Consider the following 17,822-nt stretch of genomic DNA (forward strand, 5'->3'; position numbering starts at 1 on the left):
CTAAAATTTAAGCTTTCTTTCTTTAAGTTTTAAATATATGGCATGCGTTGCTTCCAATAAGTTTGGGTCGCAGGCAGAAGTGTCTATTTGCTTGGTATTGGTAAAAGGTGTTACATTGGAATAATCAAAAGTCATTTTCATTTCCTCTTCAATATATTCCAGGACTTCTTTGGGTTTGTTTAAATAGTCTTCATATTCAATAAGCAGATAATTTTCATCTAAAATATGTATTAAATAGGAATAGTAATTCAACCAAATCGCCAACCAGTAATCCAAGGTGCTTTTATCGTACGGAATCTCTGGAGCTTTTTCACCAAACTTAAATACTTTTTGGTTTTTACCAAACTCATGATGACCCAACCAGTTCAAGTATGTTTGGATAAATTCGCTTTCATTTTGAAATTCTGAAAATCGCAGATGCTGGTTCAATAGAGAATAAGCATGTTCTTCGGGCTTTCTGAACAGAAAAATAATTTTAAATGCCTTGTTATAAGAACGCAACGATTCATATCTTAAAATGATGTTGTTGTTTTTTGAGAGATATGTGGAAGTTGCATCTTGACGGATTAAAGATTGGTACTTTATATAGTTATTATAGACTTCTTCAGTTATGTCGTGTTTTTCCAAGTGGTTTTCAGATATAAAACTGTCGTTTAAAAAAACTTTAAAAAAGTATTCCTCTAAAGCCTCTATGGTATTAAAACCAAAAAGCATTTTATCGCCATGTTTACGCTCTTTTAAGGTCACTTTCTTAGGGTTGTACATTTTTCTCCAAAGGTTTGGCGCCAACAGCAATGGCATGTTGGAATAATCCAACGAACTAAAAGCTCCAGCTTTAAAAAGCTGATCTGTTAAACTTGTTGTACCTGCCCTTGCAAGTCCAGATACAATTAAAAACGTGTTTTTATCTTGTATGTTTTTTTCTTTTTTAAACCGTCTATCAAAAGAAAACAACATTTTAGATAGGTTGTAATTATTTAAAATAAGCTTGTGAAACAATATGGAAGCTTCTGTATAGTCTTCTGTTGGTTTTTTCCGTTTAATTAAAAATGGCAAAATACTGCCTAAGGATAGACTAAGTATAAACCAAATGGAACTTAAGTCTAAATCTTGTAGAGTGAGATTGGCTATTAATTTGTATAAATATACAGGTAAACAAGTTAAAACTATGGTAAGGAACAAAAGGCCCAAGGCAATGCCCAAGGACAGCATCATGGTTTTTAAGGCCTTAATTAATTTTTTTTGTTTTAAGAGTTCATCTTCATTGGACAATACAGCATCAGACAAAGCCAATGTGGACTCTAAAGCTACAAAAAAGTGTTTTCGGAAATAGATAAGTGAGCTGGAAAGAACAATGCCACTAAGACCTATTATTATATAGTAAATCATTAATTTTTACTAAATATTTTTCTAAAAAATCGTTTAATGGGAATCCATAAAACCACTCCAAAGGCAAAGAGCACCAATAATACTATAAAAACTATAATTAAAAGTGTGCCAAGACCAATTCCGGGACCAATGTATAACGTCATAATGTTTTAGTTTAAGGATTGCAACTCATCATCTAAATAGGTTGTTGTCCAATTAGGTAAATAATGATAGCCTTCTATATCACTTTTTAGTGTGGTTTTTAAAACCACGCCATATTGATTGATCACCCAAAGGATGCCAGAACCTTGTTCTTCAAAAAACAAATCACCATTTGGAAATATTCGATATAAACCTTCGGCTCCAGTAAAAATATCATGTTCTAGAAAAACATCTTCATAAACAGGACTATAGCTATCTTCCTCAAAGTTATAAATAAGTACATTTGAATGGTTTATTTTTCGATTAACCGATTGATTTGTTGGTTTAAATTCAATCTCATCGTAAGTCACTTTGGTAACTATGGAATTATTGTTTAAAATAGCAATGGAATTTGGCGAGATAATATCCACATCATGTTGAAATGTAAATGGCCCTTCAAGGACTTTTACCACTTTATTGGTTTTAGGCCTATATTGAATGACCAATGATGGGCTTCTAAAGCTTAAAAACAAATCTCCTTCCTTAAAATAAGGTGTGCTTTCCAAAACAGGTTGTATATCGTTTAAGTGAAATGGATCGTTTACATAAGGGCTTTTGTTTATTAAATAATCAAGATTATTCTCTAAAAAAACATCTGTTAGGGATTTGCTGTACAGGGTTTTTCCGGTATTGACATCTACGTTAACTATTAAATCGTCCCTGTAATCTGTAACATGGCCTTCCAATTCCACTTTCATGGGAACAATGACACCATATTCATGTTTCACTGCAGGAATCCACATATTGCCCAAGGAATCCCTGTTCATGGCATGATGAAAAATAAAGTCTTCGTTAAACCATTTTTCTTTGGAGCTTGCATCCATCCTTAAAAGTCCTGGTCTTTCATTACAAGACACTATAATATCCAAATTAGGCATAAGGGTTGCAGGATACAGCCTATCATTTCCATCCACTTTATAGTGTTCCGATAACTTATCAATAGGTACTTTCCACTCATGCTTTAAACTATTGTCCTTAAAATTTTTGAGTTCTATATTAAATGCGTCTCCCTGCCTATAAGAATACAAGCCATAGAGGTTGTAATTCAATTTATTGATGTTTAAAGTGTCTTGGTCTTTTGTTTTAATGTAGTAATCTGGGGCTTTAAAAATATAGGTATAGGCTTTTTTCATGTTGGAAACACCTTCTGAGAAAACTTTAATGGGCTGAGTCAATAGTCCCATGGTTTTTTCCCCTAAAGTAACATTTCTTACAATGCCACTCCAAACCATTAACAAAAAGATTAAAATGATACCTAAAGCTATTTTTCTTACTACTTTCATACGTAATTTTCAATTTGTTACATTTAACATGCAAACAAATATAGAATAAAAAATAAATTGAAATCTGCTTATTTAAAAATCATATTCTCAATATTTGTTATTAATAATTAATGATATGTCAAAATCCAGCTCATTTGTTAAAAATATTATGCGCGCATAATTTTAATGAAAAACTTCTTAAAGTTTTCATAATATTATTTATATTGCCTAATAATAATTAACTAAATCAATTAATAATTAACTAAATCTATAAAATGAAATCAATCCTTTCACTTTTATTGTTGTTTTTTTGTGGCATAACATATTCACAAACAACAATTTCTGGGGTAGTCACTGACGAAAACAGTCAGCCAATTCCTGGAGCAAACGTCATTATAGTCGGAACTTCGACTGGAACTTCTACCGATTTTGATGGTAATTTCACTTTAAATGTTAGTCAAGTACCACCATTTACGTTACAAGCAAGTAACATAGGTTTTAGTACAGAGACACAAGAGGTTACTGCAAACAATCAAACAATAAACTTTATTTTAAAAGAAGGAACCTCTTTGGATGAAGTGGTAATTTCAGCATCTAGAACTCCAGAGAGAATTTTTGAATCTCCCGTTACTGTAGAGCGTTTTGGTTTAAAAGAAATCAAAAATACAGCTTCTGCAGATTTTTATGGTGGTCTGGAAAACCTTAAAGGAGTTGACATCAACACCAACAGTTTAACGTTTAATTCCATTAACACAAGAGGTTTTGCCACTTTTGCAAATACCCGTTTTATGCAATTGGTAGATGGTATGGACAACTCCACTCCTGCTTTAAACTTCCCTATTGGAAATTTAGTGGGTATGATTGAAACAGATGTTCAAAGTGTGGAATTGCTTCCTGGTGCAGCCTCTGCTTTATATGGTGCGAATGCTTTTAACGGAATTCTTTTCATGAGAAGTAAAAATCCTTTCGATGTACAGGGAATCAGTGGTTACTACAAACAAGGTATTACCTCTCAAGATGCTGCTGGAGATAACACTTACAGGGATCTTGGACTGAGAATTGCACATAAATTTAGCGATAAATTTGCTGCCAAAGTAAATTTTGGCTGGTTAAAAGGAACCGATTGGGTTGCTAACAACTACCAAGGTAAACCTGGTACAGGAGACACTAGAGCCAGCTTAAATTATGATGGTTACAATATCTATGGAGATGAAGTAGCAACAAATATTAAAGCAGCTTCTGGAGGTCTTGGTATTATTCCAGATGTTGTGGTTAGTAGAACTGGGTATGAAGAAAGTGCTTTAACCGACTACAATGCTGAGAGTGTAAAAGCAGATTGGGGGCTTTACTATCGTCCTTGGGCAAACGATTTTGAAATTGCCTATGTGGGTAAAGTTGGAACAGGTTCCACTATTTATCAAGGATCCAATAGATACCATATTGATGGTTTCTTTCAACAACAACACAAAATTGAATTTAGAAACAACAATTTCTTCTTAAGAGGTTATGTGGTTGCAGATAAAGCTGGAGACTCTTACGATATGACAGTTACTGGTATTCAAATCAACCGAGCTTGGAAAAGCGACCAGCAATGGTTTCAAGAATATATAGGCACATTTGCTGCAGCCACTTTAGGTGGAGCCACAGAAGACCAGGCACATGCTGCTGCAAGAGCTCAAGCAGAATCAGGACGTTTTGAGCCAGGTTCACCTCAATTCAACGCTGCATTACAAAAAAGTATCAATGACCCAGAATTAACTACGGGATCTAAATTCCAGGATGAATCCAAATATTACCATGTAGATGGAAACTACAACTTTAGTCATCTTTGGGATGTGGTAGAAGTACAAGTTGGTGGTTCTTTTAGAGAATATAACCTAAATTCTTCTGGAACCATTTACACCGATTATGATGGAACCATTCCATATTCTGAATATGGTATTTACACACAATTACAAAAACAATTCGAGTTAAACGAAGGCCTGGAATTAAAACTTACAGGTTCTGCGCGTTACGACAAATCGGAGTTCTTTGATGGTTTTGTATCTCCTAGAATTTCTGCCGGTTTAACCGTGAATAGAAACCATAACATTAGAGCATCTGTACAAACCGGATTTAGAAATCCAACCACACAAGATTTATTTATCGGACTTGATGCTGGACCTTATGTATTAATAGGTGGTGCCCCTTCAAATTTAGACAGATATTCCAGGGATTATGCAGTTAGTGCTGCTGGGCAAATAAGTGGGCAACCAGCTACCATCAATCAAACAGGTAGTGCAGCTTATAACAACTCTTACTCCAGAAACTCTGTTGAAGCTTTTGCAGCTTCTGGAAACCCAGCAGATTTAACAATTTCCAATCCAGATTTGGTAAAACCAGAACAAGTAACCTCTTTTGAAGTAGGTTATAGAGGAAAACTGAACAAAGTAACTGTAGATTTAAGTGTGTACTATAACAAATACCAAGACTTTATCTCCAATGAATACGTTATTGCTCCTTTATATGGAACCGTAGGAGACAATACATCTATTACAGCCGTAGTCAATGGCGATTACCAAGTGTACCAAACCTATACCAATTCTGATGCTGATGTGAATTCATATGGTGGTTCCATAGGTGTTGGCGTTAAAGTATTCAATGGTTTCGATTTGGATGGTAGCTATACGTATGCTAAAGAAGATTTTGATAGTGCCACCAATCCAGATTTCAGAACAAATTTCAACACACCAGAACATAAGGTGAAGGTGTCTTTTGGACATACAGAGGTAGTTAAGAACTTAGGATTTAACTTAGCTTGGAAATGGAGCGATGCATATTATTGGGAAGCTTCCTTTGGTGATGGAGACATTCCTTCTTACCATACCTTGGATGCACAGTTAAACTATACCATTCCTAAAATAAAATCAACCTTTAAAATAGGAGCTTCCAATGCTTTAGGTGAAGAATATTACACAGCTATTGGTACTGGTAGTATTGGTTCTATTTACTATGCGTCTTGGACAATTAATAACTTATAAAAAATATGAAAATGAAAACAAAATATATATGGTTACTAGCTGTTCTACTAAGTTTTACAGCGTGTAACAACGATGACGATTCGTCTTCAACAGTTGATAATTTACCTCCTTTAACAGCAGGTGAAGCAGATTTTTCAAATTATGTAGCCGTGGGTGCTTCCTTTTCTGCAGGATTCTCTGATGGCGCTTTATTTATAGCTACACAAGAAAACTCCTTTCCCAATATCATGTCCAAGAAATTCGAGATGTTAGGTGGTGGCAGTTTTTCTCAACCTCTAATGAACGATAATATTGGTGGTTTTGTCATGGGTGGAACAGTTGTTGCTAACCCTAGACTATATTTTGATGGTTCTGGACCTGTTGTATTGCCGGCAACCCCTACAACTCAAATCACCGATCATTTATCTGGTTCTTTCAATAACTATGGTATTCCAGGCGCTAAAAGTTTCCATCTTGGAATCCCAGGTTACGCTTCCCTAAACCCTTATTTTGGAAGAATGGCTTCCAGTCCAACAGCAACTGTTATTGGAGATGCTGTGGCTCAAAACCCAACGTTTTTTACCTTATCTGAAATTGGTGGAAACGATGTACTATCTTATGCAACTTCCGGTGGAACAGGAGTAGATCAAACAGGAAACTTAAATCCTGCAACCTATGGAGTAAATGACATTACAGACCCTAATGTATTTGCAGCTTCTTTTTCAGCAGCAGTAGATGCGTTAACGGCCAATGGTGCCAAAGGGGTTGTTACCAACGTGCCATATATTACTAGTTTAGCACATTTTACAACGGTTCCTTATAATCCAGTACCTCTTGATGCTGGAACAGCTGCAGTTGTAAACAATGCTTACGCAGCTTATAATGCTGGTGTAGCTCAAGCTTTTGCTTATTTAGTTGGAATAGGAGCTGTATCACAAGCTGAAGCAGATGCTGAAATAGCCAAAAGAACCATCATGTTCGAAGCATCAGAATCAAACGCTGTAGTTATTATGGATGAAGATTTAACAGATTTGACAGCGATAAATCCGCAATTAGTTAGCATGAGACAAGCTACAGCCGATGATTTATTAGTGTTACCAGCTTCATCTTTTATTGGTACGGAAGCTGTTCCTGGAAATCCATTAACAGTTAATGGTGTTGCTATTCCTTTAGCAGACAAATGGGTATTGACCCCAGAAGAGCAACAGGCTATAAAAACAGCTACAGATGCTTATAATGTTACCATAGAATCTGTTGCCAACGCAAACGGTCTTGCCATGGTTGATTTTAAATCTATTTTAATAGAAGCATCCACTACAGGAATTGCTTCAGGAAATTATATCTTAAACACCAGTTTGGTAACAGGAGGTTTGATCAGTTTAGATGGTGTACATTTAACATCCAGAGGTTATGCTGTGATGGCCAATGAAATGATGAGAGCCATAGATGCCACTTATGGTTCTAATTTTGAAGCTTCAGGAAACTTTGTGGATTGTGGAGATTACCCAACAAACTACTCGCCTAGCTTACAATAACATATAAAAAATTCAAAAATTATACGCCTTCTTCTAAGTCATTGGAAGAAGGCGTTTTTAATGAATAAAAAAGGTAAAAATTTTGATGTTATTTTTAAATTAAAACTCCTATATTTGCAGCGCGAAAAACCAGGTGTTTTTCATATTAAAAAATTTAGCAAATAAATAAACATAATAGTAATGTCAAAAGTTACAGGTAAAGTTGCACAAATAGTAGGTCCAGTTATCGATGTAGAATTCGCTGCTGGTGCTGAACTTCCAAAAATTTACGATTCATTAGAAATTACAAGACCTGATGGTTCTATTCTGGTATTAGAAGTACAATCTCACATTGGTGAAGACACTGTACGTACTATTGCCATGGATTCATCTGATGGTTTAAGTAGAGGAACAGAAGTTCAGGCTACTGGAGCACCTATTCAAATGCCTATTGGTGTTGAAGTTTACGGTCGTTTGTTCAACGTAATTGGAGATGCTATTGATGGTCTTGGAAACTTACCAAAAGCTGGAGAAGCTGGTTTACCAATCCATAGACAAGCTCCTAAATTTGAAGATTTATCAACCTCTACCGAAGTGTTGTACACTGGTATTAAGGTTATCGACTTAATTGAGCCTTATGCAAAAGGTGGTAAAATTGGATTATTTGGTGGTGCAGGAGTTGGTAAAACCGTATTGATTCAAGAATTAATTAACAACATTGCTAAAGGTCATGGTGGACTTTCAGTATTTGCTGGAGTAGGTGAAAGAACCCGTGAAGGTAACGATTTATTACGCGAAATGTTGGAATCTGGAATTATCCGTTATGGAAAAGATTTCATGCATTCCATGGAAGAAGGTGGATGGGATTTATCTAAAGTAGATAAAAGCGCTATGAAAGATTCCAAAGCAACTTTCGTTTTCGGACAAATGAACGAACCTCCTGGAGCACGTGCACGTGTGGCACTTTCTGGTTTAACCATTGCTGAATATTTCCGTGATGGTGCTGGAGAAGGTCAAGGAAAAGACGTTCTTTTCTTCGTAGACAATATCTTCCGTTTTACTCAAGCTGGTTCTGAGGTATCTGCATTACTTGGTCGTATGCCATCTGCAGTAGGTTACCAACCAACCTTAGCTACAGAAATGGGAGCCATGCAAGAACGTATTACTTCCACAAAAAGAGGTTCCATTACATCTGTACAGGCCGTTTACGTACCTGCAGATGATTTAACGGATCCTGCACCAGCTACAACTTTTGCCCACTTAGATGCTACAACCGTATTATCACGTAAAATTGCTGAGCTAGGTATTTATCCTGCTGTAGATCCTTTGGACTCTACTTCTAGAATCCTTACTGCAGACATTTTAGGAAATGAACATTACGATTGTGCGCAACGTGTAAAAGAGCTATTACAACGCTATAAAGAATTACAGGATATTATTGCCATTCTTGGTATGGAAGAATTATCTGAAGAAGATAAATTAGCTGTATCTAGAGCTAGACGTGTGCAACGTTTCTTATCGCAACCATTCCACGTGGCCGAACAATTTACTGGTATCCCAGGAGTTTTAGTAGATATTAAAGAAACCATTAAAGGATTCAACATGATTATGGATGGTGAGTTAGATCACTTACCAGAAGCTGCGTTCAACCTTAAAGGATCTATTGAAGAAGCTATAGAAGCTGGAGAAAAAATGCTTTCAGAAGCTTAATCCAGTTTAGAGTTTAGGATTTAGAGTTCAAAATTGATGCTCCTAACTTATAACTCTTAACTCATAATTAAAAGAGACATGTATTTAGAAATTGTATCACCAGAAGCAACCTTATTTAGCAACGAAGTGGACTCTGTAGTAGTGCCTGGAGTCAACGGTGAGTTTGAAATGTTAAAAAATCACGCTCCCATAGTCTCGCTTCTTAAGGAAGGAACCATAAAAATTCATACACATACGCAAAGTCATTTGGTATTTGATGAATTACCAGCTGAAGTACATAAGCATCTTGATGACGATAAGACCTTTCTTTTAAAGATAAAGTCTGGAACCATAGAGATGAAAGATAATAAAGTGATTATACTGGCAGATTAAACCGTATAACCTTTTATATATGAAACTATTATAAACCTTGCTATTTGCAAGGTTTATTTTTTTATACCATATTTGCTTAACAACAACCAAAATCTAACTAATGAAAAATACACTACTTATTGTAACCTTAATGGTTACCTCCATGGTTTTTTCACAAGACAAATGGCCCAACATGATGTTTGATAGAGATGCAAATTTCTATGACATTAAACAAGACTTTGAAAAATATTATCAAGAAAAAGCTGGAAATGCCCTTAAAATTCCAAAAGGAACAGGCATCAAACAATTTAAAAGATGGGAATATTATTGGGAACATCGAGTAGATGTAAACGGTAACTTTCCAAGTGAAGGACATGTTCTGGATGAAATGTCACGCTACAACAGGTTGCACGCCACAAACCAAAGAGGCTACGCTACCAACACCGGAAACTGGGAACTTGTAGGACCTATTGCTTTACCAAACAACGGAACTGGACAATTAAACGGAAATGGACGCGTAAGCTCCATTGCTTTCCATCCAACAGACCCAAATACCATTTTTGTAGGTGCTCCTTCTGGTGGATTTTGGAAAACCACAGATAATGGGGTTACTTGGACCGAATATTCCAATGGATTGGTACGTCTGGGAATATCCAGTATTGTAATACACCCTTCCAATCCTAATATTATTTACTTAGGAACAGGAGATAGGGATGGTGGAGACGCTCCTGGCTATGGAGTTTATAAAAGTACCGATGGTGGCTTGACTTGGAGCAGTAGCAACTCAGGAATGGGCAACAGAACCGTTTATGAGGTACTTATGGACCCTAATAATCCAGATGTTTTAATTGCATCAACCAGTGGTAGTCGTATCTATAAAAGTATAGATGGAGGTTTAAGTTGGTCTTACACAACAACTAGTTCTTCAATGAAAGATATTGCATATAAGCCAGGGGATTCCAACATTATTTATGCTTCAGGAACAACCGTTGATGTCTCTACAGATGGAGGTAACACCTTCAGTCAAGTAACAAGTGGTGTCCCAAGTAACGCTCAAAGAATTGCTTTAGCCGTTTCGGCAGACCAACCAGATTGGGTGTACTTGTTAGCTGGTAATGGAAGTGGCCTGGTAGGTGTTTACAGATCTACTGATAGTGGTGTAAGCTTCACAACAAGAACAACTTCACCAAATATCTTAGGATACGACACAAATGGTGGTTCTGGAAGTCAGGCTTGGTACGACTTGGTTATAGCAGCAGACCCTACCAATGCCAATATTATTTATACTGGTGGTATCAACATATGGAAATCCATCGATGGTGGTACCACTATGAACATTAACACTTATTGGGTAGGCAGTTCTGGAACCATAGATGGAGTTCATGCAGACCAACATGTTTTGGAATTTTCACCATTTAACAACGACATTTATAGTGGTAATGATGGTGGTATTTATTACTCCTCAAACCTTGGAGCCAACTGGATCGATATCAGCAGTGGATTGGCCATTGCTCAAGTATATAAAATTGGTGTGTCACAGATTACAGAAAACACTGTAATCAATGGCTATCAAGATAATGGAACGGCAATTAATAGAAATTCTGTTTTTCATACCGAAATTGGTGGAGATGGTATGGAATGTATTATTGATCCTACAGACGACAACTTCATGTATGGTGCCTTATATTACGGAGATATTAGACGCTCAACCAATAATGGCACCTCGTTTTCTACCATTGCAGAAAATGGTGTGAATGGTATTACAGAAAGTGGTGCTTGGGTTACCCCTTATAAATTAGACCCAAACAATCCTAACAGAATGTATGCTGGCTATGATAACGTTTGGCGTTCAGACGATGTTAAAGCACCTGCTCCTGGAGCTATTGTATGGACTAAGATTTCAAATTTTGGAGGCACTTCAAACATGGTGGATCTTGCCATAGCTCCTTCTAACAGCAATGTGGTGTATGCGTCCAGAAGTGGCTCTGGAAAATTCTATTATTCCAATAACGCCTTATCCGCTTCACCAACATGGAGTAATTTAACAGCTAATTTACCTAGTTCTTCGTCTCCAAAAGACATTGAAATAGATCCAACAGACCACAATCATCTTTTTATAGCTCTAGGAAATAACATTTATGAATCCACAAACGCAGGAAATACTTGGACAGACATATCAGGAACGTTGCCTAATATCTCGTTAAATACTATTGTAATTGACGCTTCCAGTCCTATTGATGCCATGTATGTAGGGATGGATGTAGGTGTTTATTATAAAGATAATACCCTTTCGGACTGGACACCTTTTTATACAGGATTGGCCAATTTGGAAGTAACAGAGTTGGAAATTCATTCAAACATCACAGAGTGTAGCAGTAAACTTTATGCTGCAACCTACGGACAAGGCTTGTGGATGAGCGATTTAAAAGATCCTGGAAATGTGGCTCCAACAGCTTGTTTTAAGGCAGAAACCACACAAGGTTGTGTAGGAAGCACCTTGGTATTAACGGATAAATCCGATTACACTCCTACCTCATGGTTATGGAACATTACTCCTGCAACGTATACATTTACCAATGGTACAACAGCCAATTCTCAAAATCCAGAAGTTATTTTTACCAGTTCGGGTACTTATACCATAGCGCTTACTGTTACAAATGCCAATGGAAACCATACAACCACTAAGGTGGATTATATAACTGTTTATCCTGGAACTATCGCTTCTGGTTTTAGTACAGATTTTGAAGGAGAAGCACTATGTGGAACAGCTTCAGATTGTGGTGCAACAACTTGTAATCTAAGCTCCAGTTTTTGGATAAACTTAAGCAATGGAAGTGAAGACGATATAGATTGGCGTGTGGATGAAGGCGGAACCACTTCCAGTGGAACAGGACCAACAAATGATTACAATCCAGGTTCAACAACTGGCAATTATATCTATACCGAAGCTTCTAATTGTTTTGGCAGTACTGCCATTTTAGAAAGTTCCTGTATGATTATGGATGCTACATATAATTTGGAATTTGCTTACCATATGGAGGGAGCAAGCATGGGCAGCTTACATATAGATGTCTTTGCTGATGGTGTTTGGAATGAAAACATCATTCCTGCCATTTCCGGGGATCAAGGAACTGATTGGCATACAGCAACCGTAGATTTAGCTACCTACGATGGAAAAACCATTAAAATAAGGTTTAGAGGTATTACTGGATCTGGTTTTGAATCGGATATCGCTTTGGACGACATTAAATTGGTTGATCAAAATACCATTTCCGTTACCGAGTTTGAATCCCTTACAAATACCATTAACATCTATGGTGATGACCATTTAGTGATTCATTCTCAAAAAGAAACATTAAACAATGTTGTGGTTTATGATATTTTGGGCAGACAGTTATTTAATGAAATCGATTTACATTCAAACAAGCTTGAAATAGAATCCATTAAAAAATCAAATACGGTTTTAGTGTTAAAGATTACTTTGGAAAACAATCATGTTGTGTATAGAAAAATCTTATTTTAAATCCTTCGGTCATATTCAAAAATGCCAAGCAGTTGCTTGGCATTTTTGTTTTACAAAATAGTCACTTTTATTTTTTTCCAAAGCTTCATTAGCAACAGTGCAAAAATAAGGGCTGCCCCAATAAGCAATAAGCCATTTAAGTAATTTCCATAAATAATATAGCCTGTAGCGAACATAATAGAGTAAATAAGTGCACAACCTACTAACATAGCCAATATTCCCGAAGGCACACTCCAACCTGCTTTCGTATTTTCCAATTCAATGTTTTCTTGTCTAGCTTCCAATACAATTTTTTGCCATCCTGGACCTCCTGGTTGTATTTTTTTATAGAAATTTTGTAAAACGGTTTTGCTTTCAGCTTGAGTTAAAAATGTTACTGCTACCCAAACAATGGTAGTAACCAAGACAATCATAGGGAATTTTGCCCAAGCAGGAAAAAGCCCTTCATCACCAAAAAAGTAAATTCCTAAATCGGTAAAATTTAATAGGATGGAAACAATTCCGGAAACAAACATGGCTGAAATTTCGCTCCAAGCGTTGATGCGCCACCAAAACCATCGCAGAATAAAAATCAATCCTGTTCCTGCTCCAAACATTAAAATAATATCAAATAATTGCAAAGCATTGGTAAGCACCAAAGCCAGTAAGGCGCTACAAACCATTAAAGTTACTGTTGCCAGCCTACCTACTGTAACCAATTGTTTTTCAGTGGCGTTTTTATTGATTTGTTGTTTATAAAAATCGTTTACCACATACGATGCTCCCCAGTTTAAGTGGGTGGAAATGGTACTCATATAGGCTGCAACCAAAGAAGCCAAAACCAGACCTAACAAGCCACTAGGCAGTTTGGTTAACATGGCAGAATAAGCCAAGTCATGCCCAAGTTTATCTTCTGCCACCAAAGGAAAGGCTTGGTGAATACTAGCTATATCAGGGAAAACAACCAATGAAGCCAAGGCAACAATAATCCATGGCCAAGGACGTAAAGCATAATGCATGATGTTAAAAAAGAATGTGGCTCCAATGGCATGATTTTCATTTTTAGCTGCCAACATACGTTGCGCAATATATCCTCCACCACCTGGTTCGGCTCCAGGATACCAAGAGCTCCACCATTGAACTGCCAATGGAATGATCAATAAGGTAATTAGGGCTTCTGTATTGCTAAAATCCGGTAAGATATTTAGTTTCCCTACCACGTTTTCATGTTGCAACAATGCCTCCAAGCCACCAACTTCAGGTAAGCCAACCAGATAATAAGCTGCTCCCAAAGCACCAGCCATGGCTGTAAAGAACAAGATAAAATCGGTGTAGACCACGCCTTTAAAACCTCCTAAGGCACTAAAAACAACGGTTATGGTTCCAGCATAAATAACCGTTTCCCAAGGTTGCAAACCCAACATGATGGCACCTATTTTTATAGCTGCCAAGGTTACGGCAGACATGGCAAGAATATTGAATATAATTCCTAAATAAATGGCACGAAAGCCTCTTAAAAAACGAGCTGGTTTTCCACCATAGCGCAATTCGTAAAACTCGATATCTGTATTGACTTCCGATTTTCGCCAGAGCTTGGCATACACAAAAACGGTTAAAAGTCCCGTTAATAAAAAGGCCCACCAAACCCAGTTTCCCGATACACCATTGGTTCTTACAATGTCTGTTACCAAGTTGGGAGTATCTGTAGAAAAAGTGGTTGCCACCATGGAAACCCCTAACAGCCACCAAGGCATGTTCCTTCCAGAAAGAAAATATTCGGCTGCACTTTTTCCAGATTGTTTGGAAACATAAATGCCTATAAAGAGTGTGATGGCAAAAAACAAAACAATTAAAACAACATCAAACGAAGATAATTGGACCATAAGTGTGTGGTATTTACTTTAGGTTTCTAAGTTATACTTTTTTAATGACATTGGTTACAATGCCCCAAATAACAAAATCGTTCTCTTCAGTAATTTTAATAGGCTCATAGTTTTCATTTTCAGGTTGTAGCCATACTCCATCCTTTTCCACACGTAAACGTTTTACGGTAAATTCACCATCCAGAAAACAAACTGCAATTCTATTGTGAGCAGGCTCAAGGCTTCTGTCAATCACCAATAAATCGTTATCGTCCAATCCTGCACCAACCATGCTTTGTCCTGAAACACGTGCATAAAAAGTGGCTAGTTTGTTTTTTACCAGAATGTTGTCCAAAGAGAGCCTTTCTTCTTTAAAGTCTTCAGCTGGAGAAGGAAATCCTGCTGATATGCCTGTGTCTAAATAAACAGCTCCAGATTGGTTTGAAACATCTGGTGTGAAGAAAGTGAGGGTTTCTGATTTGTGCATTATCATGGGAAAACTTGTTTTAATTTCAATATTGAATTTAGTTTTTATTTATGGTTTTTTTTTTTTTATGGACAAAATTATTTCACCTTTAAAATATCGTTTATATTGGTTGTATAGCGTGGTGACAACCGTTCCTGACGCATTTTCCAGGTGCGTTTTAAATCTTGGTTGGCCAGTTTTAATTTATGGTCGCCATACTTTCCATTTAGTTTGTCTATGGCATTCATCAAAGGCTTATGTTTTGGGTTTTCTTGCAAAAACAAATGTAATTGATGGTTATTGGTAGGAACCAGTCCTGTAACTACAACTCCAGCACGTTTATATTTAATCCCTTTTTTAAACATGGCAGTTACGGCCTTTACAGCCTCGTTACTTATAATAAGGGAGGAGTCTGTTGGGTATGCCAACTGGATCATTTTACTAACACGATGCTGAGGCAAATCTTTTTTGTGCCTATCGCTGCTTAAGCTTACCAAGATGATATGACAACTACTTTTTTGTTTGCGCAGTTTTTCGGCACAACTGCTGGCAAAGGTAGATACACGTTCCTTTAAATTATGGATATCTGAAAAGGTATATTCAAAACTTCTGGTGGTTGCAATGGCCTTTTTTGAAGCTACTTCTTCCAACTGTAAGGTTGGAATGCCTTCCAGGTCTTTTTTTAAACGCCATTCCACAATAGAAAAGTTCTTTCTAACCCATTCGTCGGGAAGTTGTGTAAACTGATAGGCTGTAAGAATGTGTTTTTCTTTTAAACGCTTGTGCAAGGCACGTCCTATTCCCCAAACATCTTCAATTTTTAGCCACTTAAGGGCTTTGATGCGTTTGTCTTCAGAATCAATCACGTACACGCCTTTGGTTTGCTCTGGAAATTTACGTGCAATTTTATTGGCTACCTTGCTTAAAGCTTTGGTTGGTGCCACACCAACACAGGTTGGAATGCCAGTCCATTTTAAAATGCGTTTTCTAATTTGATCTCCATATTCCTTAAAGTCAAATCTTTCAGTGTTTTGAGAGTTTTGTGTTATCCCATCAAAGCCTCTAAATTGTAAAAAAGCTTCGTCTATACTATACACTTCCACATCTGGCGTGAACTGTTTTAAGATACTCATAACACGACTGCTCATGTCTCCATACAGTGGATAATTAGAAGAAAAAACTTGTACGTTGTGTTCTTTAAAAAAGGCTTCGTATTTAAAAGCAGGAGCTCCCATGGGCAAACCCAAGGCTTTAGCTTCATCGCTTCGCGCAATCACGCAACCATCGTTATTGCTTAAAATAGCGACAGGTTTGTGGCGCAAACTAGGGTTAAAAACCCGTTCGCAAGAGGCGTAAAAGTTATTGCAATCTACAAGGGCATACATGGCATAAAGGTATTGAATTTTTAAAAACGTTAGGTGTTAAAATGTTTGTTGTTTGGTTGAAAAAAAATTGAAGTTCCAATAGCTAGATGTTAAGTTCTATTGCTTGTACCAAAGGCCCATACAAGTTTCTGACCTATCCTGCTATGGATCTCACTTTAAGAGCAGGTTTTCTTAGGTTGTTTTAGGGTGTGATATGGGGTTTATATTACTTACATACGGAGTAACTAGGGAGTAACTACGGGTGAACCCCTAAGGATGCTTTTATTTATAAGGGTTTAGAGCGGTTGAAAACAGGCATAACCTGTATTGATTCAAGGGAGTGGACTTTGAAAAATTAAGATACGCCTTTTTTCTTAAAGTCCAAAAAAACGAGGCTATTATTTAAGCTGTGTATAGAAAAAATGACCCGTCCTAAAATAACTATACAGATTAATAAATAAATCCTGATATCAGGATACAATTCTTTTTCTTAATCCTAAAATGACTGTATATTTTTCATACACTCTCCTACACTATCTATACTTGAGCCATATTTGAGCTATATAGAAGCTAAACAGTTTGTGGACATATGCTTACTTGAATGAGATTGCCACGTCCTTCGTCCTCGCAATGACAGGTAGACTTATTTTAAAACAGTTCATGGATCTTATTGTACACCAGGTGGCTTTCCCAACCTCTGTAAAGCAGGTAATCTGCCAATTTCTTTTTTTTCTTTAAAGGATTGGTTTCTTTAATGCTGGCTGCTTTTTTTTCTGCCAAGGCATGAAAGGTGTTTAAGTAGTCTGCTTCTGAAATGTCCTTAAAAGCTTCCTTGATATTGAAAAGGCTAATGTCGCGTTTTTTAAGTTCCAGTTCCAAACGTTTGCGACCCCATTTTTTAACACGGAATTTGCCACGCACATACGATTTTGCAAAACGGGTTTCATTAAGAAAATCATGTTCCAGTAAATGCACGATAATCACGTCTATGGCTTCTGGAATCATGCGCATGTTTTTAAGTTTTTGAACCACTTCTTTGTGGCAACGTTCCTGGTAAGCACAGTAGTTTTCAAGTGTTCGCTTGGCTTCTTCTAAAGTGTAGGTTTTACTGGATTTCATGGCTGCAAGATAATAACAATTTGTTAACAAGTAAGTAGTTGTGAACCATTGAATTATAAGATAATTTGTGTTATATTTGTGTGCTCATTTTTTAATGAGCCTTA

At 36.8% G+C, this 17,822-nt stretch carries 12 protein-coding genes; 5 read left to right on the forward strand and 7 right to left on the reverse strand.

The window, feature by feature from the left end; translation table 11 throughout:
- The 3 genes from D778_RS01265 to D778_RS01270 are packed head-to-tail and all read right to left on the reverse strand — an operon-like array spanning position 1 to position 2,852.
- The gene (locus tag D778_RS01265; RefSeq protein ID WP_155949855.1) at positions 1-1,389 is read right to left on the reverse strand and encodes a sulfotransferase domain-containing protein; all 1,389 of its coding nucleotides are present in this window, start codon (positions 1,387-1,389) and stop codon (positions 1-3) included.
- The gene (locus tag D778_RS14655) at positions 1,389-1,532 is read right to left on the reverse strand and encodes a hypothetical protein (RefSeq protein ID WP_007646962.1); all 144 of its coding nucleotides are present in this window, start codon (positions 1,530-1,532) and stop codon (positions 1,389-1,391) included. The genes D778_RS01265 and D778_RS14655 overlap by 1 nt, the downstream gene beginning before the upstream one ends.
- Positions 1,533-1,538: 6 nt before the next feature.
- Entirely contained in the window at positions 1,539-2,852 is a 1,314-nt protein-coding gene (locus tag D778_RS01270) for an arylsulfotransferase family protein (protein WP_007646963.1), read from the reverse strand.
- 254 nt (positions 2,853-3,106) lie between these two features.
- On the opposite strand from D778_RS01270, the gene D778_RS01275 reads away from it, so the two are divergent.
- The 5 genes from D778_RS01275 to D778_RS01295 all read left to right on the forward strand — a co-directional run bounded on the left by D778_RS01275 (position 3,107) and on the right by D778_RS01295 (position 12,928).
- The gene (locus D778_RS01275; protein WP_007646964.1) at positions 3,107-5,851 is read left to right on the forward strand and encodes a TonB-dependent receptor; all 2,745 of its coding nucleotides are present in this window, start codon (positions 3,107-3,109) and stop codon (positions 5,849-5,851) included.
- Positions 5,852-5,862: 11 nt separating this feature from the next.
- Positions 5,863-7,365: an SGNH/GDSL hydrolase family protein gene (locus D778_RS01280; RefSeq protein WP_007646965.1), complete on the forward strand. Its 1,503-nt coding sequence runs from the start codon at positions 5,863-5,865 to the stop codon at positions 7,363-7,365.
- A 180-nt stretch (positions 7,366-7,545) separates the two neighbouring features.
- Positions 7,546-9,054 carry a F0F1 ATP synthase subunit beta gene (gene atpD, locus D778_RS01285; RefSeq protein WP_007646966.1) on the forward strand — a complete coding sequence of 503 codons (1,509 nt, stop codon included), beginning with the start codon at positions 7,546-7,548 and terminating at the stop codon, positions 9,052-9,054.
- A gap of 78 nt (positions 9,055-9,132) precedes the next feature.
- Entirely contained in the window at positions 9,133-9,426 is a 294-nt protein-coding gene (locus tag D778_RS01290; RefSeq protein WP_007646967.1) for a F0F1 ATP synthase subunit delta/epsilon, read from the forward strand.
- A 100-nt stretch (positions 9,427-9,526) separates the two neighbouring features.
- A complete protein-coding gene (locus D778_RS01295) occupies positions 9,527-12,928 on the forward strand; it encodes a PKD domain-containing protein (RefSeq protein ID WP_040491192.1) in 3,402 nt (1,133 codons plus the stop codon).
- A 50-nt stretch (positions 12,929-12,978) separates the two neighbouring features.
- Here D778_RS01295 and D778_RS01300 read toward each other — a convergent pair whose 3' ends face one another.
- The 4 genes from D778_RS01300 to D778_RS01315 all read right to left on the reverse strand — a co-directional run bounded on the left by D778_RS01300 (position 12,979) and on the right by D778_RS01315 (position 17,718).
- The gene (locus tag D778_RS01300) at positions 12,979-14,790 is read right to left on the reverse strand and encodes a sodium:solute symporter family protein (protein WP_007646971.1); all 1,812 of its coding nucleotides are present in this window, start codon (positions 14,788-14,790) and stop codon (positions 12,979-12,981) included.
- 31 nt (positions 14,791-14,821) lie between these two features.
- Entirely contained in the window at positions 14,822-15,262 is a 441-nt protein-coding gene (locus D778_RS01305; protein WP_007646972.1) for a LexA family protein, read from the reverse strand.
- A 71-nt stretch (positions 15,263-15,333) separates the two neighbouring features.
- On the reverse strand, positions 15,334-16,620 hold the full coding sequence (locus D778_RS01310; protein WP_007646974.1) for a Y-family DNA polymerase: 1,287 nt from the start codon (positions 16,618-16,620) through the stop codon (positions 15,334-15,336).
- Between the two features lie 627 nt (positions 16,621-17,247).
- The gene (locus D778_RS01315) at positions 17,248-17,718 is read right to left on the reverse strand and encodes a regulatory protein RecX (protein ID WP_007646976.1); all 471 of its coding nucleotides are present in this window, start codon (positions 17,716-17,718) and stop codon (positions 17,248-17,250) included.
- Between the last annotated feature and the right edge of the window lie 104 nt (positions 17,719-17,822).

This window comes from Xanthomarina gelatinilytica (genome assembly GCF_000348685.1).
GTDB lineage: Bacteria > Bacteroidota > Bacteroidia > Flavobacteriales > Flavobacteriaceae > Xanthomarina > Xanthomarina gelatinilytica.

Bases quoted from the DNA above. Each gene is read 5' to 3' on its own strand.
- D778_RS01270 (WP_007646963.1), bottom strand. From the start codon at position 2,852: ATGAAAGTAGTAAGAAAAATAGCTTTAGGTATCATTTTAATCTTTTTG.
- atpD (WP_007646966.1), top strand. From the start codon at position 7,546: ATGTCAAAAGTTACAGGTAAAGTTGCACAAATAGTAGGTCCAGTTATC.
- D778_RS01290 (WP_007646967.1), top strand. From the start codon at position 9,133: ATGTATTTAGAAATTGTATCACCAGAAGCAACCTTATTTAGCAACGAA.
- D778_RS01315 (WP_007646976.1), bottom strand. From the start codon at position 17,718: ATGAAATCCAGTAAAACCTACACTTTAGAAGAAGCCAAGCGAACACTT.
- D778_RS01275 (WP_007646964.1), top strand. From the start codon at position 3,107: ATGAAATCAATCCTTTCACTTTTATTGTTGTTTTTTTGTGGCATAACA.
- D778_RS01265 (WP_155949855.1), bottom strand. From the start codon at position 1,389: ATGATTTACTATATAATAATAGGTCTTAGTGGCATTGTTCTTTCCAGC.
- D778_RS01300 (WP_007646971.1), bottom strand. From the start codon at position 14,790: ATGGTCCAATTATCTTCGTTTGATGTTGTTTTAATTGTTTTGTTTTTT.
- D778_RS01310 (WP_007646974.1), bottom strand. From the start codon at position 16,620: ATGTATGCCCTTGTAGATTGCAATAACTTTTACGCCTCTTGCGAACGG.
- D778_RS01280 (WP_007646965.1), top strand. From the start codon at position 5,863: ATGAAAACAAAATATATATGGTTACTAGCTGTTCTACTAAGTTTTACA.
- D778_RS14655 (WP_007646962.1), bottom strand. From the start codon at position 1,532: ATGACGTTATACATTGGTCCCGGAATTGGTCTTGGCACACTTTTAATT.
- D778_RS01295 (WP_040491192.1), top strand. From the start codon at position 9,527: ATGAAAAATACACTACTTATTGTAACCTTAATGGTTACCTCCATGGTT.
- D778_RS01305 (WP_007646972.1), bottom strand. From the start codon at position 15,262: ATGATAATGCACAAATCAGAAACCCTCACTTTCTTCACACCAGATGTT.